This window comes from Anabaena sp. FACHB-595 (genome assembly GCF_048568275.1).
Taxonomy (GTDB): Bacteria; Cyanobacteriota; Cyanobacteriia; order Cyanobacteriales; family Nostocaceae; genus Trichormus.
Window position 1 is genome coordinate 148,463 of record NZ_CP183473.1, and the last position, 18,912, is coordinate 167,374.

An 18,912-nucleotide genomic window follows, 5' to 3' on the forward strand; every position below is an offset into this window, starting at 1 on the left:
AAATAGAGGCAGGAATTATTGCTCTCTCCTCAGCACTCACTATTCCTTGCTATAAGTTCTACCTCTCCATTCCCTGGGAGTGCGAAAAGCAGATAAGAAGATTCGCAGAACTGCTAAAGCATCGGCCAAGGGTGATAACCAAAACAGCCAGCCAGCTTTAGCATTTTGACGGTCGTAGGAAGGAGCGATCGCCAATAGCATAGCAAAGCGAATCACCAGTAGAAATACATTCAGTCCCAATAACAACTTGACAGGCAACATTAGTTGCCAGGAATTAATCAGCAAGTAACCAGTTACAATCAATAAAGGTAAACCTTGTACTGCCGATAGTAACCATAAATCTCCCCAAATTTGAGCGCGGGGAGAGGCATCTTTTAAATCAAGGCTGCGTCCCCATTCCTTCCAAGTTTCTAACGCCCCTTCATACATTCTCACTTTCAATACCTTAGCCCCGTCTAAAAAGCCCACCTTAAACCCTTGGGCGGCAATATGACGTGCCAACGTAACATCGTCACAAAAAGAGCTACTGGCGCTACTGTAGCCACCCACAGCAGCTAATACAGAGCGACGGCATAAAAAGCATTGTCCGTTAGCCATTACCCTTTCTGGTTGGTCTGTAGTAACGCCTGCGGGGTCAAATCTGTAAAGAAGAGTCATCAACAAGGCGGGTTGCAACAAGCACTCACCCGGATACTGAAGAATAAACTGGGGTGATAGGGATACTAAGTCGTATTCCTGGGCCTGGGCTATTTTCACTAAACTAGCAACTAAACCAGGATGGGGCTGAGTATCAGCATCCATGCCTAAGAACCATTGACTATCTTCCGAACTATACAAAAAGCCGTTATGCAATGCCCAAGGTCTTCCTACCCAATTAGAGGGCAAAGGATCATCATTGATGAGGCGAAAGCGGGGGTCTTGCTGCTGTGCAACTTTTACTAAATCGGGAGTTCCATCTTGGGACTTACTGTCTACAACAATTACTTCCCGAACTTCGTAACTTTGGCGACTCAAACCAGCTAACAGAGGACTGATCCGCAGAGCTTCATTCAGTGTGGGAACAACAACGCTCACATTGCCCAAAAGTTCTGGTGTTGGTTGTTGAGGTTGAATTGGGGGTAACCGTCTTGGCCCCTTAAATAGACGAGACAGCAGAATTGCTGTTGCTGGCACTTGGATGAGTAGTAACAGAAGCGCCAAGGCACTTGCTACTGTCAAAGCGTTATCCACGATAAAAATACTTTGCAACTGGAATCGTTACTATAAACAAAATTGTTTTTAATTTTGAATTAGGTATTAAGGAGTGCTGAGTGCTGAGTAATGAGTACTGTGAGGGGTAGCGGGGCTTTCTCCAGTCCCCAATTCCCAATTCCCAGTCCCCAGTCCCCAGTCCCCAGTCCCCAATCCCTAATTCACAACCTTAATGCTGGCTATGGAGACTTCTTTCGTAGATGCTTCTACGCTGAGTTGGTCTGATGCAGATGAGCCTTTCCACCATAAAGCTAACGCTGGGGCTACACCTAGCACTATGCCTAACAATACAGGGATAGAGAAGCCTGCTGCCAAGCTCATGACGGTAGCAAAACCAAAGTTACCTAAATAAACTATTAAAGGTACATTAAGCTGCGATCGCTCAAATTTGATCGGATTATTTCTCCACAACACAGCAGCCACTGTCATGAATACTGCACCTGTACCCAACCAACCAGCAAAGTTCTGATAGGGCATTCCAAAGAAGGGGCCTGGTTGTTGCCAATACCAGAAAGGTAAGGAAGTTTGGCTCATAGCAGGGTCAAGCACAAAATCCCATGAGGTGAGTAGTAATGAACCCAAGCTAATAGCACCGATATGGCGTAACAAGGTGGGTTTTTTATCTACCTCTAAACCAGCACGCCCCAACAGGTATGAGGAACATCCTACATAAAACCATGACAAGGGAATTGTGAACGGTACTAGACCAGCAATTTTATAGCCCAAGCCACTTAAATAACTGTAGTGACCAAAAGGAAAGCCTGTGCTGGTTCCTAACAGTTCACTGGTTAAGGATATTAGTACAGCAGGTAGCATAAAACCCAAAGTACGACCTAACCCTAATGTGCGTAGGGCATATAAAAATACGGCCGCTGCACCCAAAATCATGTAAACTACACCACCACCAGCCATACTCCACTGCATGGCTGTCTGTCCAAACTCAGATAGATGGAACAGTACCTCGGCATTGGGTACAACTAGTAGTATCCCTACTAGTCCAAAAAACATCGAGACGATATGACCAATAAGGCATATCCGCTCTGCAATAACAATTTGTTTCATGGTCATTCCTTGAACACGATGTGATACTTACTTCGCTACTCGGCTGCTAATAGTTTACAAATGTTTACTAAAATATTTAACTAGTTTTTACCGTAATTCTCTGCAAAAGTTGTTTAAACTTTTGTCAGAGACTGACAACCTATTGATTGCATATAGAAAAAATAGGATGATAAACTAATAGTCTAAGCGATCGCAGCCAAAATCCATCCAAGCAAATTAGGTTTTTTGCTGGTTTCTAAGTACAGTGTGCTTCTTGTCGTATTTTTAAACCAGACAACCATAACAAAAATTGCCTTGACAGGAAACAGATTCTTGAATATTGGATGAACCTCACCTAAGTAAGTATTACAAATGTATAGTAATCCGATTTGATTATTAAACAAACTTAAGTATTACAAATATAGATTGCTCTGCTAAATAGCTATACCCACCCATGTCAATTTTGAATAAACTCCCTTGGACAGCCATAATGCTACTACTGTTGAGCTACAGCACTTTGGGTTGGGTCTTGTCCGAGATGAAAGCCCCTTGGGCTGTCTGGGTTATTCTTCTGCTGGCGATATTTTTCTTGGTAGGAAGCATCACTGCCCCTTATCCGAAGATAGCTAATTACTCTAGTGTTTTACTTGCTTCCAGTATTAGGAGTTTTTTCGTTGCTGTAGCCGGAGCATTCTTATTTTTTATAATGATAGCTTGGTTTCGAGTGTTTCTTGATACATTACTTGTCATTTCTGCCGCTCTCTTAGCAAGAATCGACTTCCAATCAGATGGGTTTACAGAATGGCAAGCTTTTATAGCTACATTGATTGTTTCAATTGCTGGGGTAGGATTAGGAGCATTTACAAATATGCTGTTAACCCAAAAGATAATGTTAGGTTTGTAGTAGGCGCTCCATACCAAATTTAAGAACTAAAGTATTGACTACAAACAAGGTGAGCATGATCGCTCACCTTGATCGTTTAGCTAGCTACTGCTTCTGCTGCGGCGGCTGGGTAAACGCTAACTTTCTTGCGGGATTTGCCTTTGCGTTCAAAGGTAACTACACCATCAACCAAGGCAAACAAAGTATCATCTTTACCGATGCCAACATTGTTACCAGCGTGAAACTTGGTTCCACGTTGACGCACGAGAATGTTACCTGCAATAACGGCTTGTCCGCCAAAGCGCTTTACACCCAGACGCTGGGCGTTAGAATCACGACCGTTGCGTGTACTACCTGTTCCTTTCTTGTGAGCCATAATTTCCTTTTTATTGCTTCTTTACTATTATTCAGCAGCAGTTTCTGTATCTGGGGTAGCGTCGGCAGTTTCCTCAGTTGCAGTAGGTGCTGTTAAAACTGTGCCGTTAAGAGTGATGGAATCTATTAAAAGTCTGGTGATTTCCTGGCGATGACCCCGTTTTTTGCGGGTCTTCTTTTTCGGCTTCATTTTATAAACCAGGACTTTGCGACCTCTAAGATGCCGCAACACCGTTCCTTGTACTGTTGCCCCAGCTACTAACGGTTGTCCAATGGTGACTTCACCGTCATTCTGCACTAGTAATACAGAGTCTATTGTAACTTTTTCATCTGGTTCAACAGAGAGGAGTTCAATATCGTAAAAACGACCTGGCTCAACTCGCACTTGCTTGCCACCAGTCTCAATAATCGCGTAAGCCATGAAATTGTCCTTGAGGTTGCCGTACAGGTAGCTGGTTTTGATTTACCAGCTTTTGTAGTATGTCTACCTGATCCGAGCAGGTAATTAGACAGACAATCTAAAATTGTATGCTATTAGCCAATATTAGGTCAATCTTTTATCTATAGTTTTTGAGGGTATAGCTGGAAAATTTTCAAATAAAGAACTTATCAATTAATTTCGGCGAAATTTGCGAAATCTCAAAAGTGTTTGATGTAGTAAACAATGACACAGAACAGCACCAACAAGTCTGAGCAAAGGATCTCCTGGCTCAGATTTTCCCTTTTTTATCAGGGAGTGGGAAGTTATGTAAATGCTTGATGCAAGTGATTTTCTTAATCACGAATTGGCGTAAGCCCATAGTACAGCCCATAACAGTAACATTAAAGTAAGACACTCAATTAGGAGAAGATGAGATGACTTCCCAAGTTGTAGATACTACTTCAGATTTAATTGCCAAGCTAGAAACCCTACCACCAGAAAAGTTACAGCAGGTACTAGATTTTGTCGAATTTTTAGCACAGAAATACACTCAAACCCCAGAATCTGAACAAACGCCTCAAAAACGGGTATTAGGTTTAAATCAAGGAGAAATATGGATGAGTGATGATTTTAATGAGCCTTTACCGGATGAATTTTGGTTGGGTGAAGGAGAAATATGAAGTTACTCTTGGATACCCATGTACTTATTTGGTCAACAGGAAATCCAGAAAAACTATCTGAAAGAGTTAAAAACTTACTGCTAGATAATAACAACTCTTGGATAGTTAGTGTTGCTAGCGTTTGGGAGTTACAAATTAAATATCAAATTGGCAAGTTAAATTTAAGCTCATCGCTGCCAAATTTGATAGAAACTCAACAGCGAGTGAATAATCTACAAATTTTACCTATTGAATTATCTCATATCTATGCTTTGGACAGTTTACCAAACCATCACCGCGACCCTTTTGATAGAATTGTCATCGCTCAAGCAATATCTGAAAAAATTCCTTTGTTAAGTACAGATACAGTTTTTGATGCCTATCCAGTGGAAAAGATATGGTAGGAAAACTGGCTCAAATAATTGGGTATAAAGAGCCTATATTTTAATTTATAGATATGAAAAGAGTAGACGTTGAGAAAAGAACTATTTTAATTGGTTTGGCTGGTAGCCACGGGTATGGATTAAATCGCCCTGATTCTGATTTGGATTTTCGGGGGGTGTTTATTGCACCTAAAAGGTATTATTTGGGATTTGACCACATAGAACAAAAGGATGCAGGTTGGGATGAGCCGGGAATATTTCCTTTGCTGGATGGGAATAAAGACACGGTTATATATGAATTAAGGAAAATACTCCAATTGTTATCGGGAGCTAATCCCAATGTTTTGGAGTTGTTATGGTTAAATGAATATCCTGTGTTAACGGATGTCGGACAATATTTAATCAATCATCGGAAATTATTTTTAAGTAAAAAGGTTAAACATACTTACTCTGGGTATGCTTTTGCTCAAATTAAAAAGATGGAGACCCATCGTAAGTGGTTGTTAAATCCACCAGAGAAGAAACCACTACCATCTGATTTTGGCATAGAAGATGAAGCACCCTTAATTAAGGATGATTTGAATGCTTTTTTGGAGTATCTTTATACTTTGATTAGGGGTAGGATTGAATTTCTAGAAGAAGCAGAACAATTATATAAGTTGTTAACTGCTGATATTGATTTTAAAGGAGTGCTAAAACAATATACTTTACCTGATGAAACTTTAGAATATACGCAAAATTTAACTAATAGCCGTAAAGATTTTATTCGGTTGTTACAAAAAAGCCAAAATTACCAAATAGCTTTGAGGGAATGGAAAGCTTATTTAAGTTGGCAAGAAAATCGTAACCCGGCTAGGGCAGAGATGGAAAGGAAGTCTGGTTTTGATCTCAAGCATGGGATGCACTGCATTCGCTTGTTACGCAGTGGGTTGGAAATATTAAAGACTGGAGAAATAACTGTAGATAGGAGAGTTGCGGGTGATGTTGAGGATTTAAAAGCTATCCTCCAGGGTGAGTATTCTTATCAGCAGGTGATGGAGATGGCTGATGATTTGGTTGCTCAGATGGATGCTGCTTATGAACATTCAACTATACCCCATAGGCCGGATTTAGAAGCAATTAATAATTTGTGTATGGAGTTAGTGGAAATGCAGGGTTGGTAATTGGGAATTGGTGATTGGGAATTGGAAATTGATGATTGGGAGTTGGTTATATACTGATGATTTTTTACTATTACCTATTACCTATTACCTATTACCTATTACCGTTAAAGAGTTTTGAGTAAGTCAGCAAAACCATAGAGGCTGATGAAGAGTAGGAGTAGGGCTGTGAGTTGGGTGACTTTGTTTTCGGGTGAGGGGGCGATCGCTTCTCGTACTAAGATAGAAATGGATGCACCAACTACGAAGCTTAAGCCCAATACTAAATAAGGTTTGTCTGGTAGAATCACAGCAATGGCTAACATGGCGATCGCTAGCATCAGCATGACTAACTCTACAAATCGGGGTGGGTTGTATTGGCTAGCTAAAATAAAGCTGTTTAACCAAAAATTCCAATGTCTCATCAGTGCTGATTTGCCAAGTACCAAGTGAATGCTGAGTACTGAATTTCAATTTATCAGTGAACAGTTGTTAATTATTACTGTTCACTGATAGTGATTACCGGACACCTGTCTTAATTTGACCTGCACCGTTTTTTTGTGAGGAGTCATCTTCTAGTAGTTCTACCCCAAAGATACGGGCAAACACTTTCTCTACTTTGTAGCCAGAATCAATTGACTCTAGGGGGTCTTTCCGCAGGCGGTGACGCAGACATAATGTAATTACACGGCGGATATCGTCAACTGTAACTTCTGTGCGTCCCTCATAAGCTGTGAGGGCTTTGGCGGCGCGGTTGGTGACGATGTCACCGCGTAAACCGTCTACATCTAGTTCTGAACAAACTTCTGAGATTTTTACCCGCAGGTCATAATCTAGTTTTACTTCTGGCAAGAGCTTTTGGGCTTCGACAATTTTCTTTTGTAGTGCTGTTTGTTCAGGGTTGTACTTTTCTAGGAATGTTGGTGGGTTTTGGTCAAATTCCGACCTTTGTTCCACAATTTGCACCCGCAAAGCTGGTTCTTTAACGGTGTGGATTTCGGCGTGCATTCCGAAGCGGTCAAGCAATTGGGGTCGGAGTTCGCCTTCTTCTGGGTTTCCTGAACCGACGAGTACAAAACGGGCTGGGTGGCGGATGGAAATACCTTCACGTTCTACAGTGTTCCAGCCACTTGCGGCTGAGTCGAGGAGTACGTCTACTAGGTGGTCATCTAGGAGGTTGACTTCATCGACGTAGAGAATACCTCTGTTGGCTTTAGCTAAAAGTCCAGGTTCAAAGGCTTTGACACCTTCAGATAAAGCTTTTTCGATGTCGATAGTGCCGCACACTCGGTCTTCTGTAGCACCTAAAGGCAGGTCTACCATTTGGACTTTTTTAAATTCTATGGGAATTTCTGCCCCTGTGCCTGATTTTTGCCGGACTTCATCGCTCATCAAGTCGGGGTCGCTGGGGTCACTGTTGAAGGGGTCATTGGCAACTACAGGGATTTCTGGCAATAGATCAGCCAGGGCCCGGATAGTTGTGGATTTACCTGTGCCGCGATCGCCCATAATCATTACACCACCGATTTTGGGATCAATCACGTTCAACAGCAGCGCCAGTTTCATCTCTTCCTGGCCCACAATTGCCGTAAATGGGAATACCACGCGACGCGCACTTGCCGTGGTTTGAGCTGTTGGAGTCACTAAATTACCTTAACAATACTTTTCTTATTACAGTTCTTTATTGTGCCACAGTTGGGGGTTCGGGGAAGATTAAATCAATTCTCAATATCGCAAACGGTAGGCTAAGGCCAACGCAATTCGCCATCTTGCTCTTTTGGGATGGGTTTCTAGCCCGTCCGGTGCTGTCTGTCCTACACCACAAGTGAATTTTAATGCAACATTTTAGTCTAGACACGCCACTACAAGATCAGGCGATCGCACTAGCATCGGGTGAAGCGGGTCGTTGGGCGCTTCGTACAATAATAAGTAAATAAGTCATCTTTTAAGCTTTCAATAATGACACTCCCATCACCAAATAAAGTCGATGAATTATTTTCCGAATGGGATAAACCAGGCTCTCCTGGTTTTGCTTTAGCCATCACCAAAGATGGTGAGACTGTCTATAAGCGCGGCTATGGTATCGCTGACTTAGAACACAACATAAAGATTTTTCCAAATTCGGTCTTTGATATTGCCTCAACGTCCAAGCAGTTTACAGCGATGTGCATTGCTTTACTTGCAAGAAAGGGGAAACTTTCTTTAGATGACGAGATCCAAATCTACATTTCAGAGATACCAAGATATGAGTATCCCATTACTGTGCGGCATCTGATTCACCACACAAGCGGCATTCGTGATTACTTAACCCTGATGGGATTGGCAGGAATGCGATGTGAGAATGAGTATCCTGATAACGAAATCATTGGTTTAATAGCTCGTCAAAAAGAATTGAACTTCAAGCCAGGAGAGGAGCATTTGTACAGCAACTCAGGATATTTTCTTTTGGCAGAAATTGTCAAACGTGTCTCCGGAGAATCTCTTGCGGTTTTTGCTGATAAGCATATTTTCAGTCCCCTTGGGATGAAGACAACTCACTTTCACGATGATTTCACAAGGATTGTCAGCAATAGAGCGATTGGCTACTCTCTGAAGGACGAAGGTAGCTTTCGGATTGATATGTCTATTCTTGATGTAGTGGGTGACGGTGGTATCTACACTACGGTTGAGGATCTATGTATCTGGGATAAGAATTTTTACCAAAACAAATTAGGAGGATATGGGCAAGACCTGATCGAAGAAATCATTACACCTGGAATATTGAATAGCGGCGAAGTGATAGATTATGCCTTTGGTTTAGTCAGAGGGCATTACCGAGGATTAGAAACCATCAGTCACAGTGGCGGATGGATGGGTTACAGATCACAGATGCTTCGATTCCCCAAACAGAGATTCTCTGTAATTTGCTTGTCAAATTTGGGCAGCGCTGAACCACCAGAGCTTGCCAGAAAAGTCGCAGATATCTACTTAGTTGATGACTTTACGGAGCAAAGCATAGAATCTGTAAGCCACCAAACCCAAATAATAGAAATTCCATCGGTTAATTTAGAGAGCAAGACTGGCTTTTATCAAAACCTAAAAACAGGAACCGTTTGGGAGTTATTGGTAAAGGATAGAAAATTAATCGTGGAATTTGCCGGAATGAGCTTTACACTTGCTCCTGTGAGTTCAAGTCATTTTGTCATAATGGATATTCCTTCTAATCCCGATGTTGAATTTGAAGAGTCAGGTTTAGATGAACCCTCTCATCTTTACGTTTGTGTGGATGGCAAACCACGGGACGTTTTCCAACGGCTGGACTTTGCTCCTCCTGATTCTGAACAGTTGATGGATTTTACAGGAGAGTATTATTGCCAAGAGTTAGATATCACCTACAGAATCAGTATAGAAGGTGGAGAGTTGCTGCTAAATCGAAGAAATTCTCTTCGAGAAACCCTCAAGCCAATTCATAAAGATTTACTGGAAGGTACGGACATCACTTTGCAGTTTGTCCGTGATGACTTTCATCAAGTTGCTGGATTCAATATGAGCGCAGGATATGGAAGTGTCAGAAACATTCAATTTTTGAAATAAAAAGATGCGCCCAACGATCTCGTTGCACACCGACCGTATAGAGTCTTTTCATTATGTCATTACAACTAAAAAGAGACTATCTAGAAACACTTCCTGATGCCTTATAAAAGACATGAAAAGATACTTTAGAATCTCTGAAAAAAATAGCTGACAGTCGAGATATGTCCTGTGAGGCATTACTTAAGTTGTATATTTGGCAAGGTTTACGCCAATATTTAGCTAAGTTATTTTCTAACCTTGTGCTAGAGGCTATTGCTCAAGTGCTGGCACGACATATTGAATTCAGAAGCAGAAATTTCTCACATTCTACAAGAAATTCTTTCTCAAACTAATTGTTAGTGCGATCGCTTTCTTGATTATCTTACAAAAGGCGATCACCGCATAAGGTCACTGTTCACTATTAAAACATCCGCCGACGTTGACGCTTGTTCTCCATTTGTGGTCTTCGTATTGGTACTACCTCGGCTTCACTACTTTCTCTGGCGACGCGAATTAGTAAACCTGCACCGATTAAGCTAGCAATCATGGAGTTACCACCATAACTAAACATGGGTAAGGGTAAGCCTGTCGTTGGTAAGGCTCCTGTGGCTACACCAATATGTAACAATGATTGTCCGACCATGATAATGGTGATGCCCATTGCTACCAAGCGATGAACGGGATTTTTTGTTTTCAGTGCAACTACTAGACCCAGAGTAGTAAATAGAGCTAAAAGTACTAACAGAACTATGCTACCAACAAAGCCAAATTCTTCTGCGAATACGGCAAAAATAAAATCGGTATCCTGAATTGGTAAATAGAATAACTTTTGTTGTGACATCCCAAATCCAGCACCCCAGGTTTTACCAGAACCTATGGCTAAGAGACTTTGTACTAACTGATAGCCGTCGCCTGTCGCGTCTGCCCAAGGGTTGAGAAATGACATTACCCGTCTGCGCTGATACTCTTTGATGCTAATACTGAGTAAGGCTAACAAGAATCCACCAACTGCTGTTCCTGCTAAATATTTATAGGGTAGGCCAGCAGCTAGGGCAATTAGCCAGATAGTCATACCGCAGAGTGCTGCTGTACTCAAGTTAGGCTGGGCAAGGATGCCTAAAATCACTAACCCGAAAATACCTAGCCAGGTGAGTCTTACTCGCCAACTCAATCTTTCCCACTGTCCAAATAATCTGGCACTTTGCAGTACTAAAAAGGGTTTAATTAGTTCTGAGGGTTGAATGGGAATGGGGCCGATAGCTATCCAACGGGCTGCATCAAAAGCTTTTTTACCCAATCCGGGGACAAGGGTAACAAAGATTAATAGTAAGAATAATCCTAGTAGCCAATGGGAGATACCCAGAATTTTCTGTAAGGGTCGATTGACAATGACATTAAATCCAACAAGTGAGGCTAAAACCCAGAGGATTTGCCGCTTAAAGTAATACAACCCATCACCTTGACGGACATCAGCCACTACGTATGATGCTGAAAAGAGTATGGTTAAGCCAACAAATAACCAAAGAAATGTTAACCAGCGCAGCAACCGCGCTTCTAATGCCCAGGTGGAGACGGAATCATCAAAAAATGGAATTAGGCTGCGTAGCTTCACGATTCATTACAGGTAAAAGGTGAGGGATTATATCAAGTTTGGATAGTTACTTAATAATACGGTTGGTTTTGTTGGTAATGGGTAATGGCTAATAGGTAATTGATTTGTAACATTTAGCTATGACCAACTTCCCTAGATATTATTGGTGTCCAAACAGATATGAGATTAGGTGTTAGCATTTAGGTATAACACTCATAACTTATAACTCATAATTGATGATGTGACCCATGGCAGCAATTGCACCATTGGTATATGTTGGTGCAGGGGATGGCTTTGTTAGTTCTAATTGCTCTAGGATCAATCTCACTGTAATCATGGCATCTTCAATATTCTGCACCCAGTAACCTCTGCTAGCTCTTTTTTGTTGGCGATCGTACAATCGCGGTAAGGCTAACGCTACCAACGGTACACCTACGGCAGCACATTCGTAAACCGTGTTATATCCTGCACTGCCGATGACTATATCAGCCGCCGCTAGACACTCTATCCCAGGATGATGGGATATCCACAAGCTTTCTGGGCAATTATGGGGGCAATGAGGAGCTAAAATCCTGACTGCACATTGGGGAAATTTTTGATGAAAATGCAGTGTAATTTCACCAAATAAAGATAGTTCTGATGCTTGTCCGGCGGCACAAACTAGGATAGTTTTATCTGATGAATTTGTTTTGAGGATATGCGATCGCACTATCATCTTATCTGGTAATTCTTCTGGGTTACGAATTAACCAAGGTGCTGTGTGCATTACTCCTGGTAAATCAGAAAAGGCTAAATCTGTGCCATCGCCTGGTATTATTAGCCCATGAAAATTTTCTAAAACAAACGATCGCAAGTTTTTGGTAGCTACATAATGAGGATTGATATCTCGATGGATGAGAATCCGGGGTGTGGCGTGCAATTGGGGTAAGATGTCGGCTATTTCTCCACCCAAACCTCTGGGAAATGTGTCGATAATTAAGCAGTCAAGGTGAGTATTGAAGATAATTTCCCGTATTTGTAGACAAGTTGTAGCAAAACCTACACTATCGGGAATCCAATGTAGTATGCAGCCTTCATGATTGATTTGTTGTGCATAGGGACTGTTTGTAATAATTTTGACGTTTCTTTGCTTTGCAGCAATTCTTCCCAAAGACAAAGCACGAGTCAAATGTCCCCAACCGCCACCCAAAGCGTAAATTAGCCAAGTTTTAGTCAATTGTTGGTTAGTTGTCAATTTAGGACTTACGCACTCAGGTTGTCTGTTGAGACTGGGGATCGGGGTGTAAGGGTTTTAAAGGTTTTTAACTTGCGCCCATATTGGTTTCATAATCGGTATCATATTCGTTTTCTAAACTCATTGCGTCGGCTTCGGTAAAGTCTATATTGCCTGTTTCCGAGTCGTATTCGTAGCGATCGCGGTTATAGTAATAGCTACTACCCCAAGAACCAGAATGGTAGTTACCATAGCCGGAATAGTAGGCGTAGTCTTGTTCGTAGGTTGGGTGACAGTGGGGACAGCCTGTGGTGTCTGTGCGTCCACAACGGCGCTTAAAGAGAAATCCTATCATGCGATCGCACTCCCCAGGGGTTGTGACTGGGGTAAATTTTACGGTGATTTCACAACTACCGATTTTGATGCGATCGCCATTATTTAGACTACCATTAGTTAGTTCTGTGCCGTTGATTTGGATGCCATTATCTGTATTTTGGTCAATAATTATCAGATCTTGATTTTGCCAATCAATTAAGGCGTGGTAATCTGCTATCAGGTCATCTTCAATGGTAATTCTGGAAACTCTTTGACCATTATTTTCTGATGGCATTGCTGCAAATTTTCGCCCAATTGCCACTGGGGTTTCTAATGTTGGTTCGCTGTGTTCCCCTGTGTTGGGAACTATCCAACTTAGTTGAATTTGCAAGGTTTACTGTCCTCCTGTGGAATTAACTGCATAAGCTAAAGCCGCTTGTTGTTCGCGGGTAAGTACGTCAAATCCAAAGCAAGCAAATGCAATGGGAGAGATATTTGATTTTGTGGAGAAAACAGTTTTACCTGGGGGATTTCTTAAGGATATTTTTCCTTCTTTAATTCTCACTTGATACACTATTTTTGTATCTGCGCTAGCAATTTCTAAACCTTTGGCATTTGTCTTAATCTGGTAAATTTCTTTTTTCTTACCATCTGTTAATTGATAATTTCCATTACCTTGTAGACTGAGAACATATAAAATTTGTTTGCCGTCTGGATTCTCTAGCTGCCAATTACCTTGAGATGTAACTACATAGCCTAAAACTTTATCTTGAGAATTTTTCAGTTTTAACTTATTAGCTTTATCTACTTTTATTCTGGCTATTTCTTGATTTTTACCATCAACTAACTTTGCTCCATCCGCTTGCTGCTTCAGTGCAAATAAGTCTGAACCACCTTCTGTTTTAAATTTAATTTTATCGGTACTTTCAACATTAGCAGCTACAGGCGTTACGGCTGGATTATTGGGAGTGACTACAGAGTTAGGTGATTGATTACTATTACAACTAACAATTAATGTCAGTAGTAAGCCTGAAACTAAAAATTTTAGAAATCGTTTTTTCATGACTATTTAGAAAGTAATTTAGCTAAATTCAGCACTTGATAACAACTTAGAAACATGGCTGCAATTGTTTCATATAAAGTATTTTGAACTTCCACAAATTGAGGTGCAATTCTGGCACTAATATTAATAGATTTATCTGTGACTTTCGCTAATCTTAGTGTAGATGACTGTGGTAGTTTAACTGCACTATTGATCTCGTTTTGTAAAACTTTAATTGCTCCGTAGCGACTTTGAGGATAAGATAACTTCAAGTCTATATCTAAACCCATTCCTTTAGTTTTTGTTTTATATTTTTGCTTTCCACTGCTGCCCCGTTTCCAGCCATATTCTTTTTTAGATAGTTCAGTTAAACTTAGATTAAAACGAGTTTTATCTAAAAATTGACCTTGTAGCCGTAACCATTCATTGCGATAACTATCTACTTTCCATCCTGACTTATATGGGTGGGGATTAGTACCTATTTTGTTGTTATCAATTTCCATAGGTTGAAAAGATAGTTTTAAATCAAAGACAGATGCTTTATCCATATCCCTACCCAGCATCTGTAAAATCTGCTTTGTTAAATTATATCGATGGTTACTAATATTTGTTTTTTTATATTGGCTCCGTTTCACTAAAGTATAAATACAGGCAACTATCAGCGCAAGTGTGACTAGGAATAGCCCTATCATGGATAAGCTGAATATAAGATGATTGTTACTTGAAATCAATAAAATAAAAAGTAAGGTACAAGAGGTTAATATTCCCAGGAAATAGAATAAAGCTTTTTTACCATATTCTTTTTGCTTCATTTCTGAAAGCTGATCAATTTCTGCAATTTGTTGTAAATCATCTAATATGTTTGCTAACGGAAATTGTGCGGTGTATAGCAAATCTTTTCGCAAATTGTTTAACTCAATAGCCATATTGTCTAAAAATCGTAATTATTATTTAAAATTTATTAATTTAAGTGAATAAAAAAGTCAAATCATCCCAGCTTCGCCGCAAGTATATCAAACAGAAAATAACCTGTCAACGAATTTATAAACTTGTATGAATAAATTGAGTATCGCTTATATTACTTTCGATATTGTACCTGCGCCAAAGGGAGCATCAGTTCATATTGAGGCTTTTTCTTCGGCTTTAGCAGATGCTTATGAAGAAATACATTTATTAACAGTTTCCCCAACGGCAGAATTGATATATTCAGAGCAAATTCATCCAAATATTAATCATGTAATGTTACCTGCTTTAGGTAATGATTTCATTCAGCGAGTTCTGTACTTCCGTCGAGCTTTACAAGGTTGGTTAAAAAATCAGCGATTTGATGTCATACATATTCGCTCAATTTATGAAGGTTTGATAATTGCTTGTAATAAAAAGCAATATTGTGACAGGTTAATTTTTGAAGTGAATGGTTTACCTTCCATAGAGTTAAAATATCGCTATCCGGCTGTGGCTGATGATGAGGAGCTACTGTATAAGCTACATTCCCAAGAGCAAATTTGTTTAAATGCAGCAGATTTGGTTGTAACCCCTAGTTATGTGACTGCTAAATATTTACAGGAAAGGGAAATATCAGAGAATAAAATTAAAGTTATTCCTAATGGCGTAGATTTAGATATATTTACTTATAGTAAGACTCAGCAGTTCAATACCGATCTAGTTCATTTACCTTACCAGATGCTATATTTTGGTACATTTTCATCGTGGCAAGGTGTGAATTTAGCGATTGAAGCGTTAGGTTTAGTGAATCGAGATTTTCCTGCTTGTTTAACAGTGATAGGACAAGGGAGAAATTATCAAATAAAAACTTTAAAACAACTAGCTTATAAGTTGGGTGTGGCAGACAAACTCAACATTTTAGAACCCATGCCCCAAAAAGAGTTGGTTGCACATATTCATAGTTCAGATGTAATTTTAGCGCCTTTAACGGCAAACGATCGCAATCTCGTCCAAGGTTGTTGTCCCCTAAAGATTTTGGAAGGTATGGCGACGGGAACGCCTGTAATTACTAGTGATATACCAGTCGTGCAAGAGTTGGGAGAAAATGGAGTGCATTTTTTATCAGTCAAGCCAGGTTCAGCCAAGGCAATTAAGGATGCTGTGGTACAGTTACGAAATGATCAAGATTTAGCATCTCAACTAGCTATCAATGGCCGTCAACGCATAGAGGCGCATTACACTTGGCAAGGCGCGGGTAAGGATTTAATTGCGGCTTATCAGGAATTAATTACTGTTGACTAAACAATCAATCACAACTTGTAGTTGCTGTTGTTCTTGAGAGATAGAATACTTGGTGAGGATGCGATCGCGTGCTGCTTGTTGAATGCAATTTTTCTCTCCTGCTGGCATTTGTAAACACTCCAAAACCGCCTCACCTAATTTGTGCAGATGAGAACGAGGTAGCAAAAAGCCATTTTCACCATGTAAAATCACCTCTGGAATACCACCCGCATCACTGGCGATACAACAGCAACCGCAAGCCATCGCTTCTAAAAGGGCATTGGGCATACCTTCCCACAGAGAAGGCTGGAGGTAAACATCACATAACTGTAGATAGGCGGCGACTGTTTGCGAGTCTGATAAATGTCCAGTCACTATTATCCTTTGGGCATCTTCTGGCTGCTGACTTGCATATAATTGCAACACAGATTCTTGAGAAGTCCTCACTTCACCAATAATTAATAGACAAGCTGGGCGTTGTTGGCGGACTATTGTTAGGGCATTAAGGAGGAATTGCTGTCCTTTCTTTTCCCGCAATTCTCCACAAAATCCTAAAACCACTTCGTCAGGTGCAATTCCTAAAGTAGCCCGCAGATTAGTTTCTGCCAATGGTGCAAAAATATCTGTATCTACAGCATTTTTCAACACCAAAACATCATTTCGTCCACTCAATAGGTGAATTTTCCGTGCCATATCCGCACTCACTGCGGTGATAACTTTGGCGTGTTGCAACGTCCATTGCAGCCGGGCAAAATCCCCAGGGGGAAACATTTCCCGGTCAATATCGTTACCACGGGCGCTAACTGTACTGGCTATTCCTTGCAAAGCAGCAAACCAAGTCGCTAAAAAGCCACTAGGAAACAAGTAATGTCCCCAAACTGCATCGTAGGCGCGAGTTTGATGCAGCCACTCTAAAAAATTGAGGGTGTGGGGCATTGTCATATCCCAATGGCGATATAAGCCGATGCGGTAGACGCGGGGTTGTCCATTTAAAGATGTGGGTGGTGAGACTTCCCCTGGCTGCAAGTAACGACTCCAACTGACAACATCAACTTCTACACCTAATTGAGACAGTGTTTTTACTAGACGTGTGGCACTAGTCGCTAAACCGCCTAAGTCTGGGGCAAATCTTTCTGTAATTAATAAAAGACGTGTCATGATTACTATCTGCGATATTCATCACCGCAATCGTCGATTAATTGATCTAATATGTAACGTGTTGCCACATTCCGTTTAATATCAGGCAAATATTTAAATCAGAGGGAAATTGCAACCTGCTGTCTGCTGATAGGGACATTTTTGGGAATTTAAAAGTTTTAACGCCAGCCTTTTTCTGCTTGTTCTAGAACGTAAGCCGCCACATCTTGAATTTCTTGTTCACTGAGACGGTCTTTGTAGGCTGACATATTATTTTTACCATTAGTGACGATCGCTTCAATGGCTTCTAGGGAATCCATCCCATATTTTTTTAGCGTCTTCTTTTGCAAGTTCTTACCACGCCGGATAATATTACTACCATTGATATGACAACCTGCACAGTGAACACTAAAGATTTGTTCGCCATTGATTGTATTTTCTGCATTTGCAGGCGGAGTCAAAGTACTTATCAAGAATAAAAAGGTTACTAATACTAATTTGAGAAATTTCTGCACGTAGCTGCTCCTATAATGATGTGTTTCTTACTAAAAAATACTTAATTTCTGAAATATGTGTAGTTTTGGTGGACATTGCCTACCCTACAGATACTTATATTTTTATGGGCAAGCGCAGGCTACGCCAACAATAATCAAATCGGATTCCTATAGTCACATACTCATCATCCCATAGATGGACAACAAGTTATACATGACCTACTTTAGTATGGATATTCTAATTTTATGTCTCTAGGAAGTACCACAAATATGATGACTAAACCATAATGTAGAAGGAAGACTATCTACAAAAATTTTATCCAAATTATCTAAATCACAAGAGTTGAAAATGACTAATAATATCAAACAACAAATTCAAGCAGACTTACAGCAAGCAAAATCAACTGGGCAGCTAAAAAGTGAGAGAATCAGAGAAATTGTCAAAGCCGCAGTTTCTCAAGTTGCCTCTGAATTGAAAGAGGGTTCTAGTGAAATTCGTTCTCTAGTTAAAGATGCAGTTTCTACCGTAATTGAAAATCTCCAAGACAAAGGTACAGAAATCAAGGAAGAAGTTACAGCTTCTATTGAAGGAGCTATTGAAGGTGTTAATACTAAAAGACATGAGGCGATAGTTAGAAGTCAGTCAGAGTTGCAAAGACTGCAAGCTCAAATTGATGGTGAAGAAGAAAAAATTCAGCAAGAAGTTGATGGTATCTTAGCAGAAATAGCGGAAAATGGTAAGCAAGAAACTGCTAGCACAAAAACTGTAATTGATTCTGCCATTGATGTTATCAAAAATAGTGAAGAAGTTTCCCTCTTACAAAAGCGTTACGCGCAATTACAAGCACAACTATCAATAGTTAGGGCTAATTTAGCGGCTCGTTACGGCGGACGTTCAGAAGAAGTCAAAAATTATCTGGATGAAGCCAAGATATGGTATGAGCAGGCTCGTCCCCAGGCTGAAGTTCTGGCTACTCAGGTAGAGGAGAAGCGATCGCAAATAGATAGTAAACTAGGGGAAGCTGGTACATCCCTAGCGAGAAAAGAGCGTCAAGTCAAACAAACTTTAAGAGAACTATTACTAGCAACTGCTGATTTGTTCAAAGATAAGGAACATCCAGAGCAAGAGAAAGAAGTCACACGCAAGTAATCGAATAGGTGAAAAATAGCCCAGGCTTATCAGATAAGTC

Annotated in this window: 20 protein-coding genes; 7 read left to right on the forward strand and 13 right to left on the reverse strand. The window is 40.5% G+C overall.

Annotation, left to right across the window (positions count from 1 at the left end; genetic code table 11):
• Positions 1-39 precede the first annotated feature (39 nt).
• Both cruG and cruF read right to left on the reverse strand, forming a co-directional pair.
• Complete coding sequence (cruG, locus tag ACN222_RS00700; RefSeq protein WP_044520496.1) at positions 40-1,230, reverse strand: 2'-O-glycosyltransferase CruG; 1,191 nt, start codon at positions 1,228-1,230, stop codon at positions 40-42.
• A 177-nt stretch (positions 1,231-1,407) separates the two neighbouring features.
• Positions 1,408-2,313, reverse strand: coding sequence for a gamma-carotene 1'-hydroxylase CruF (cruF, locus tag ACN222_RS00705; RefSeq protein WP_010994321.1), 906 nt, complete (start codon positions 2,311-2,313; stop codon positions 1,408-1,410).
• A 433-nt stretch (positions 2,314-2,746) separates the two neighbouring features.
• On the opposite strand from cruF, the gene ACN222_RS00710 reads away from it, so the two are divergent.
• On the forward strand, positions 2,747-3,196 hold the full coding sequence (locus ACN222_RS00710; protein WP_010994322.1) for a hypothetical protein: 450 nt from the start codon (positions 2,747-2,749) through the stop codon (positions 3,194-3,196).
• Between the two features lie 76 nt (positions 3,197-3,272).
• Here ACN222_RS00710 and rpmA read toward each other — a convergent pair whose 3' ends face one another.
• Both rpmA and rplU read right to left on the reverse strand, forming a co-directional pair.
• Complete coding sequence (rpmA, locus tag ACN222_RS00715; RefSeq protein ID WP_010994323.1) at positions 3,273-3,551, reverse strand: 50S ribosomal protein L27; 279 nt, start codon at positions 3,549-3,551, stop codon at positions 3,273-3,275.
• Positions 3,552-3,578: 27 nt separating this feature from the next.
• The gene (rplU, locus tag ACN222_RS00720) at positions 3,579-3,971 is read right to left on the reverse strand and encodes a 50S ribosomal protein L21 (protein ID WP_010994324.1); all 393 of its coding nucleotides are present in this window, start codon (positions 3,969-3,971) and stop codon (positions 3,579-3,581) included.
• Positions 3,972-4,405: 434 nt separating this feature from the next.
• Between rplU and ACN222_RS00725 the strand changes: the two genes are divergently transcribed.
• Genes ACN222_RS00725 through ACN222_RS00735 form a run of 3 tightly spaced genes read left to right on the forward strand, consistent with a single transcriptional unit; the run spans position 4,406 to position 6,176 of the window.
• Entirely contained in the window at positions 4,406-4,651 is a 246-nt protein-coding gene (locus ACN222_RS00725; protein ID WP_010994325.1) for a DUF2281 domain-containing protein, read from the forward strand.
• Positions 4,648-5,034: a type II toxin-antitoxin system VapC family toxin gene (locus ACN222_RS00730; RefSeq protein ID WP_010994326.1), complete on the forward strand. Its 387-nt coding sequence runs from the start codon at positions 4,648-4,650 to the stop codon at positions 5,032-5,034. The genes ACN222_RS00725 and ACN222_RS00730 overlap by 4 nt, the downstream gene beginning before the upstream one ends.
• A 53-nt stretch (positions 5,035-5,087) precedes the next feature.
• Positions 5,088-6,176 (forward strand): DNA polymerase beta superfamily protein, encoded by a 1,089-nt coding sequence (locus ACN222_RS00735; RefSeq protein ID WP_010994327.1) that lies wholly within the window; start codon positions 5,088-5,090, stop codon positions 6,174-6,176.
• A gap of 104 nt (positions 6,177-6,280) precedes the next feature.
• Here ACN222_RS00735 and ACN222_RS00740 read toward each other — a convergent pair whose 3' ends face one another.
• Together ACN222_RS00740 and bchI are read right to left on the reverse strand one after the other, a co-directional pair.
• Positions 6,281-6,577, reverse strand: coding sequence for a hypothetical protein (locus ACN222_RS00740; protein ID WP_010994328.1), 297 nt, complete (start codon positions 6,575-6,577; stop codon positions 6,281-6,283).
• Between the two features lie 94 nt (positions 6,578-6,671).
• Positions 6,672-7,796 (reverse strand): magnesium chelatase ATPase subunit I, encoded by a 1,125-nt coding sequence (gene bchI, locus ACN222_RS00745; protein ID WP_010994329.1) that lies wholly within the window; start codon positions 7,794-7,796, stop codon positions 6,672-6,674.
• A 315-nt stretch (positions 7,797-8,111) separates the two neighbouring features.
• Between bchI and ACN222_RS00750 the strand changes: the two genes are divergently transcribed.
• A complete protein-coding gene (locus ACN222_RS00750) occupies positions 8,112-9,725 on the forward strand; it encodes a serine hydrolase domain-containing protein (protein WP_010994330.1) in 1,614 nt (537 codons plus the stop codon).
• A 400-nt stretch (positions 9,726-10,125) separates the two neighbouring features.
• Here the strand turns inward: ACN222_RS00750 and ACN222_RS00755 are convergent, their stop codons facing one another.
• From ACN222_RS00755 to ACN222_RS00775, 5 genes are all read right to left on the reverse strand, one after another.
• A complete protein-coding gene (locus tag ACN222_RS00755; protein ID WP_010994331.1) occupies positions 10,126-11,316 on the reverse strand; it encodes an FtsW/RodA/SpoVE family cell cycle protein in 1,191 nt (396 codons plus the stop codon).
• Between the two features lie 199 nt (positions 11,317-11,515).
• On the reverse strand, positions 11,516-12,529 hold the full coding sequence (locus ACN222_RS00760) for a glycosyltransferase (protein ID WP_084789065.1): 1,014 nt from the start codon (positions 12,527-12,529) through the stop codon (positions 11,516-11,518).
• 67 nt (positions 12,530-12,596) lie between these two features.
• A complete protein-coding gene (locus ACN222_RS00765; RefSeq protein WP_044520502.1) occupies positions 12,597-13,214 on the reverse strand; it encodes an FHA domain-containing protein in 618 nt (205 codons plus the stop codon).
• Between the two features lie 3 nt (positions 13,215-13,217).
• Complete coding sequence (locus ACN222_RS00770; protein WP_010994334.1) at positions 13,218-13,886, reverse strand: hypothetical protein; 669 nt, start codon at positions 13,884-13,886, stop codon at positions 13,218-13,220.
• Between the two features lie 2 nt (positions 13,887-13,888).
• Positions 13,889-14,791 (reverse strand): hypothetical protein, encoded by a 903-nt coding sequence (locus ACN222_RS00775; protein WP_044520504.1) that lies wholly within the window; start codon positions 14,789-14,791, stop codon positions 13,889-13,891.
• A gap of 127 nt (positions 14,792-14,918) precedes the next feature.
• Between ACN222_RS00775 and ACN222_RS00780 the strand changes: the two genes are divergently transcribed.
• Entirely contained in the window at positions 14,919-16,112 is a 1,194-nt protein-coding gene (locus ACN222_RS00780) for a glycosyltransferase family 4 protein (RefSeq protein ID WP_010994336.1), read from the forward strand.
• Here ACN222_RS00780 and ACN222_RS00785 read toward each other — a convergent pair.
• Both ACN222_RS00785 and petJ read right to left on the reverse strand, forming a co-directional pair.
• Positions 16,095-17,249: a glycosyltransferase gene (locus ACN222_RS00785; RefSeq protein WP_010994337.1), complete on the reverse strand. Its 1,155-nt coding sequence runs from the start codon at positions 17,247-17,249 to the stop codon at positions 16,095-16,097. The genes ACN222_RS00780 and ACN222_RS00785 overlap by 18 nt on opposite strands.
• Positions 17,250-17,407: 158 nt before the next feature.
• Positions 17,408-17,743 (reverse strand): cytochrome c6 PetJ, encoded by a 336-nt coding sequence (gene petJ / locus ACN222_RS00790; protein ID WP_010994338.1) that lies wholly within the window; start codon positions 17,741-17,743, stop codon positions 17,408-17,410.
• A gap of 328 nt (positions 17,744-18,071) precedes the next feature.
• On the opposite strand from petJ, the gene ACN222_RS00795 reads away from it, so the two are divergent.
• Positions 18,072-18,872, forward strand: a complete 801-nt coding sequence (locus ACN222_RS00795) for a hypothetical protein (protein ID WP_010994339.1) — start codon at positions 18,072-18,074, stop codon at positions 18,870-18,872.
• Positions 18,873-18,912 lie beyond the last annotated feature (40 nt).

Bases quoted from the DNA above. Each gene is read 5' to 3' on its own strand.
- ACN222_RS00785 (WP_010994337.1), bottom strand. From the start codon at position 17,249: ATGACACGTCTTTTATTAATTACAGAAAGATTTGCCCCAGACTTAGGC.
- ACN222_RS00735 (WP_010994327.1), top strand. From the start codon at position 5,088: ATGAAAAGAGTAGACGTTGAGAAAAGAACTATTTTAATTGGTTTGGCT.
- ACN222_RS00770 (WP_010994334.1), bottom strand. From the start codon at position 13,886: ATGAAAAAACGATTTCTAAAATTTTTAGTTTCAGGCTTACTACTGACA.
- ACN222_RS00725 (WP_010994325.1), top strand. From the start codon at position 4,406: ATGACTTCCCAAGTTGTAGATACTACTTCAGATTTAATTGCCAAGCTA.
- ACN222_RS00780 (WP_010994336.1), top strand. From the start codon at position 14,919: ATGAATAAATTGAGTATCGCTTATATTACTTTCGATATTGTACCTGCG.
- ACN222_RS00750 (WP_010994330.1), top strand. From the start codon at position 8,112: ATGACACTCCCATCACCAAATAAAGTCGATGAATTATTTTCCGAATGG.
- rpmA (WP_010994323.1), bottom strand. From the start codon at position 3,551: ATGGCTCACAAGAAAGGAACAGGTAGTACACGCAACGGTCGTGATTCT.
- ACN222_RS00710 (WP_010994322.1), top strand. From the start codon at position 2,747: ATGTCAATTTTGAATAAACTCCCTTGGACAGCCATAATGCTACTACTG.
- ACN222_RS00730 (WP_010994326.1), top strand. From the start codon at position 4,648: ATGAAGTTACTCTTGGATACCCATGTACTTATTTGGTCAACAGGAAAT.
- rplU (WP_010994324.1), bottom strand. From the start codon at position 3,971: ATGGCTTACGCGATTATTGAGACTGGTGGCAAGCAAGTGCGAGTTGAG.
- ACN222_RS00795 (WP_010994339.1), top strand. From the start codon at position 18,072: ATGACTAATAATATCAAACAACAAATTCAAGCAGACTTACAGCAAGCA.
- cruF (WP_010994321.1), bottom strand. From the start codon at position 2,313: ATGAAACAAATTGTTATTGCAGAGCGGATATGCCTTATTGGTCATATC.
- ACN222_RS00740 (WP_010994328.1), bottom strand. From the start codon at position 6,577: ATGAGACATTGGAATTTTTGGTTAAACAGCTTTATTTTAGCTAGCCAA.
- ACN222_RS00775 (WP_044520504.1), bottom strand. From the start codon at position 14,791: ATGGCTATTGAGTTAAACAATTTGCGAAAAGATTTGCTATACACCGCA.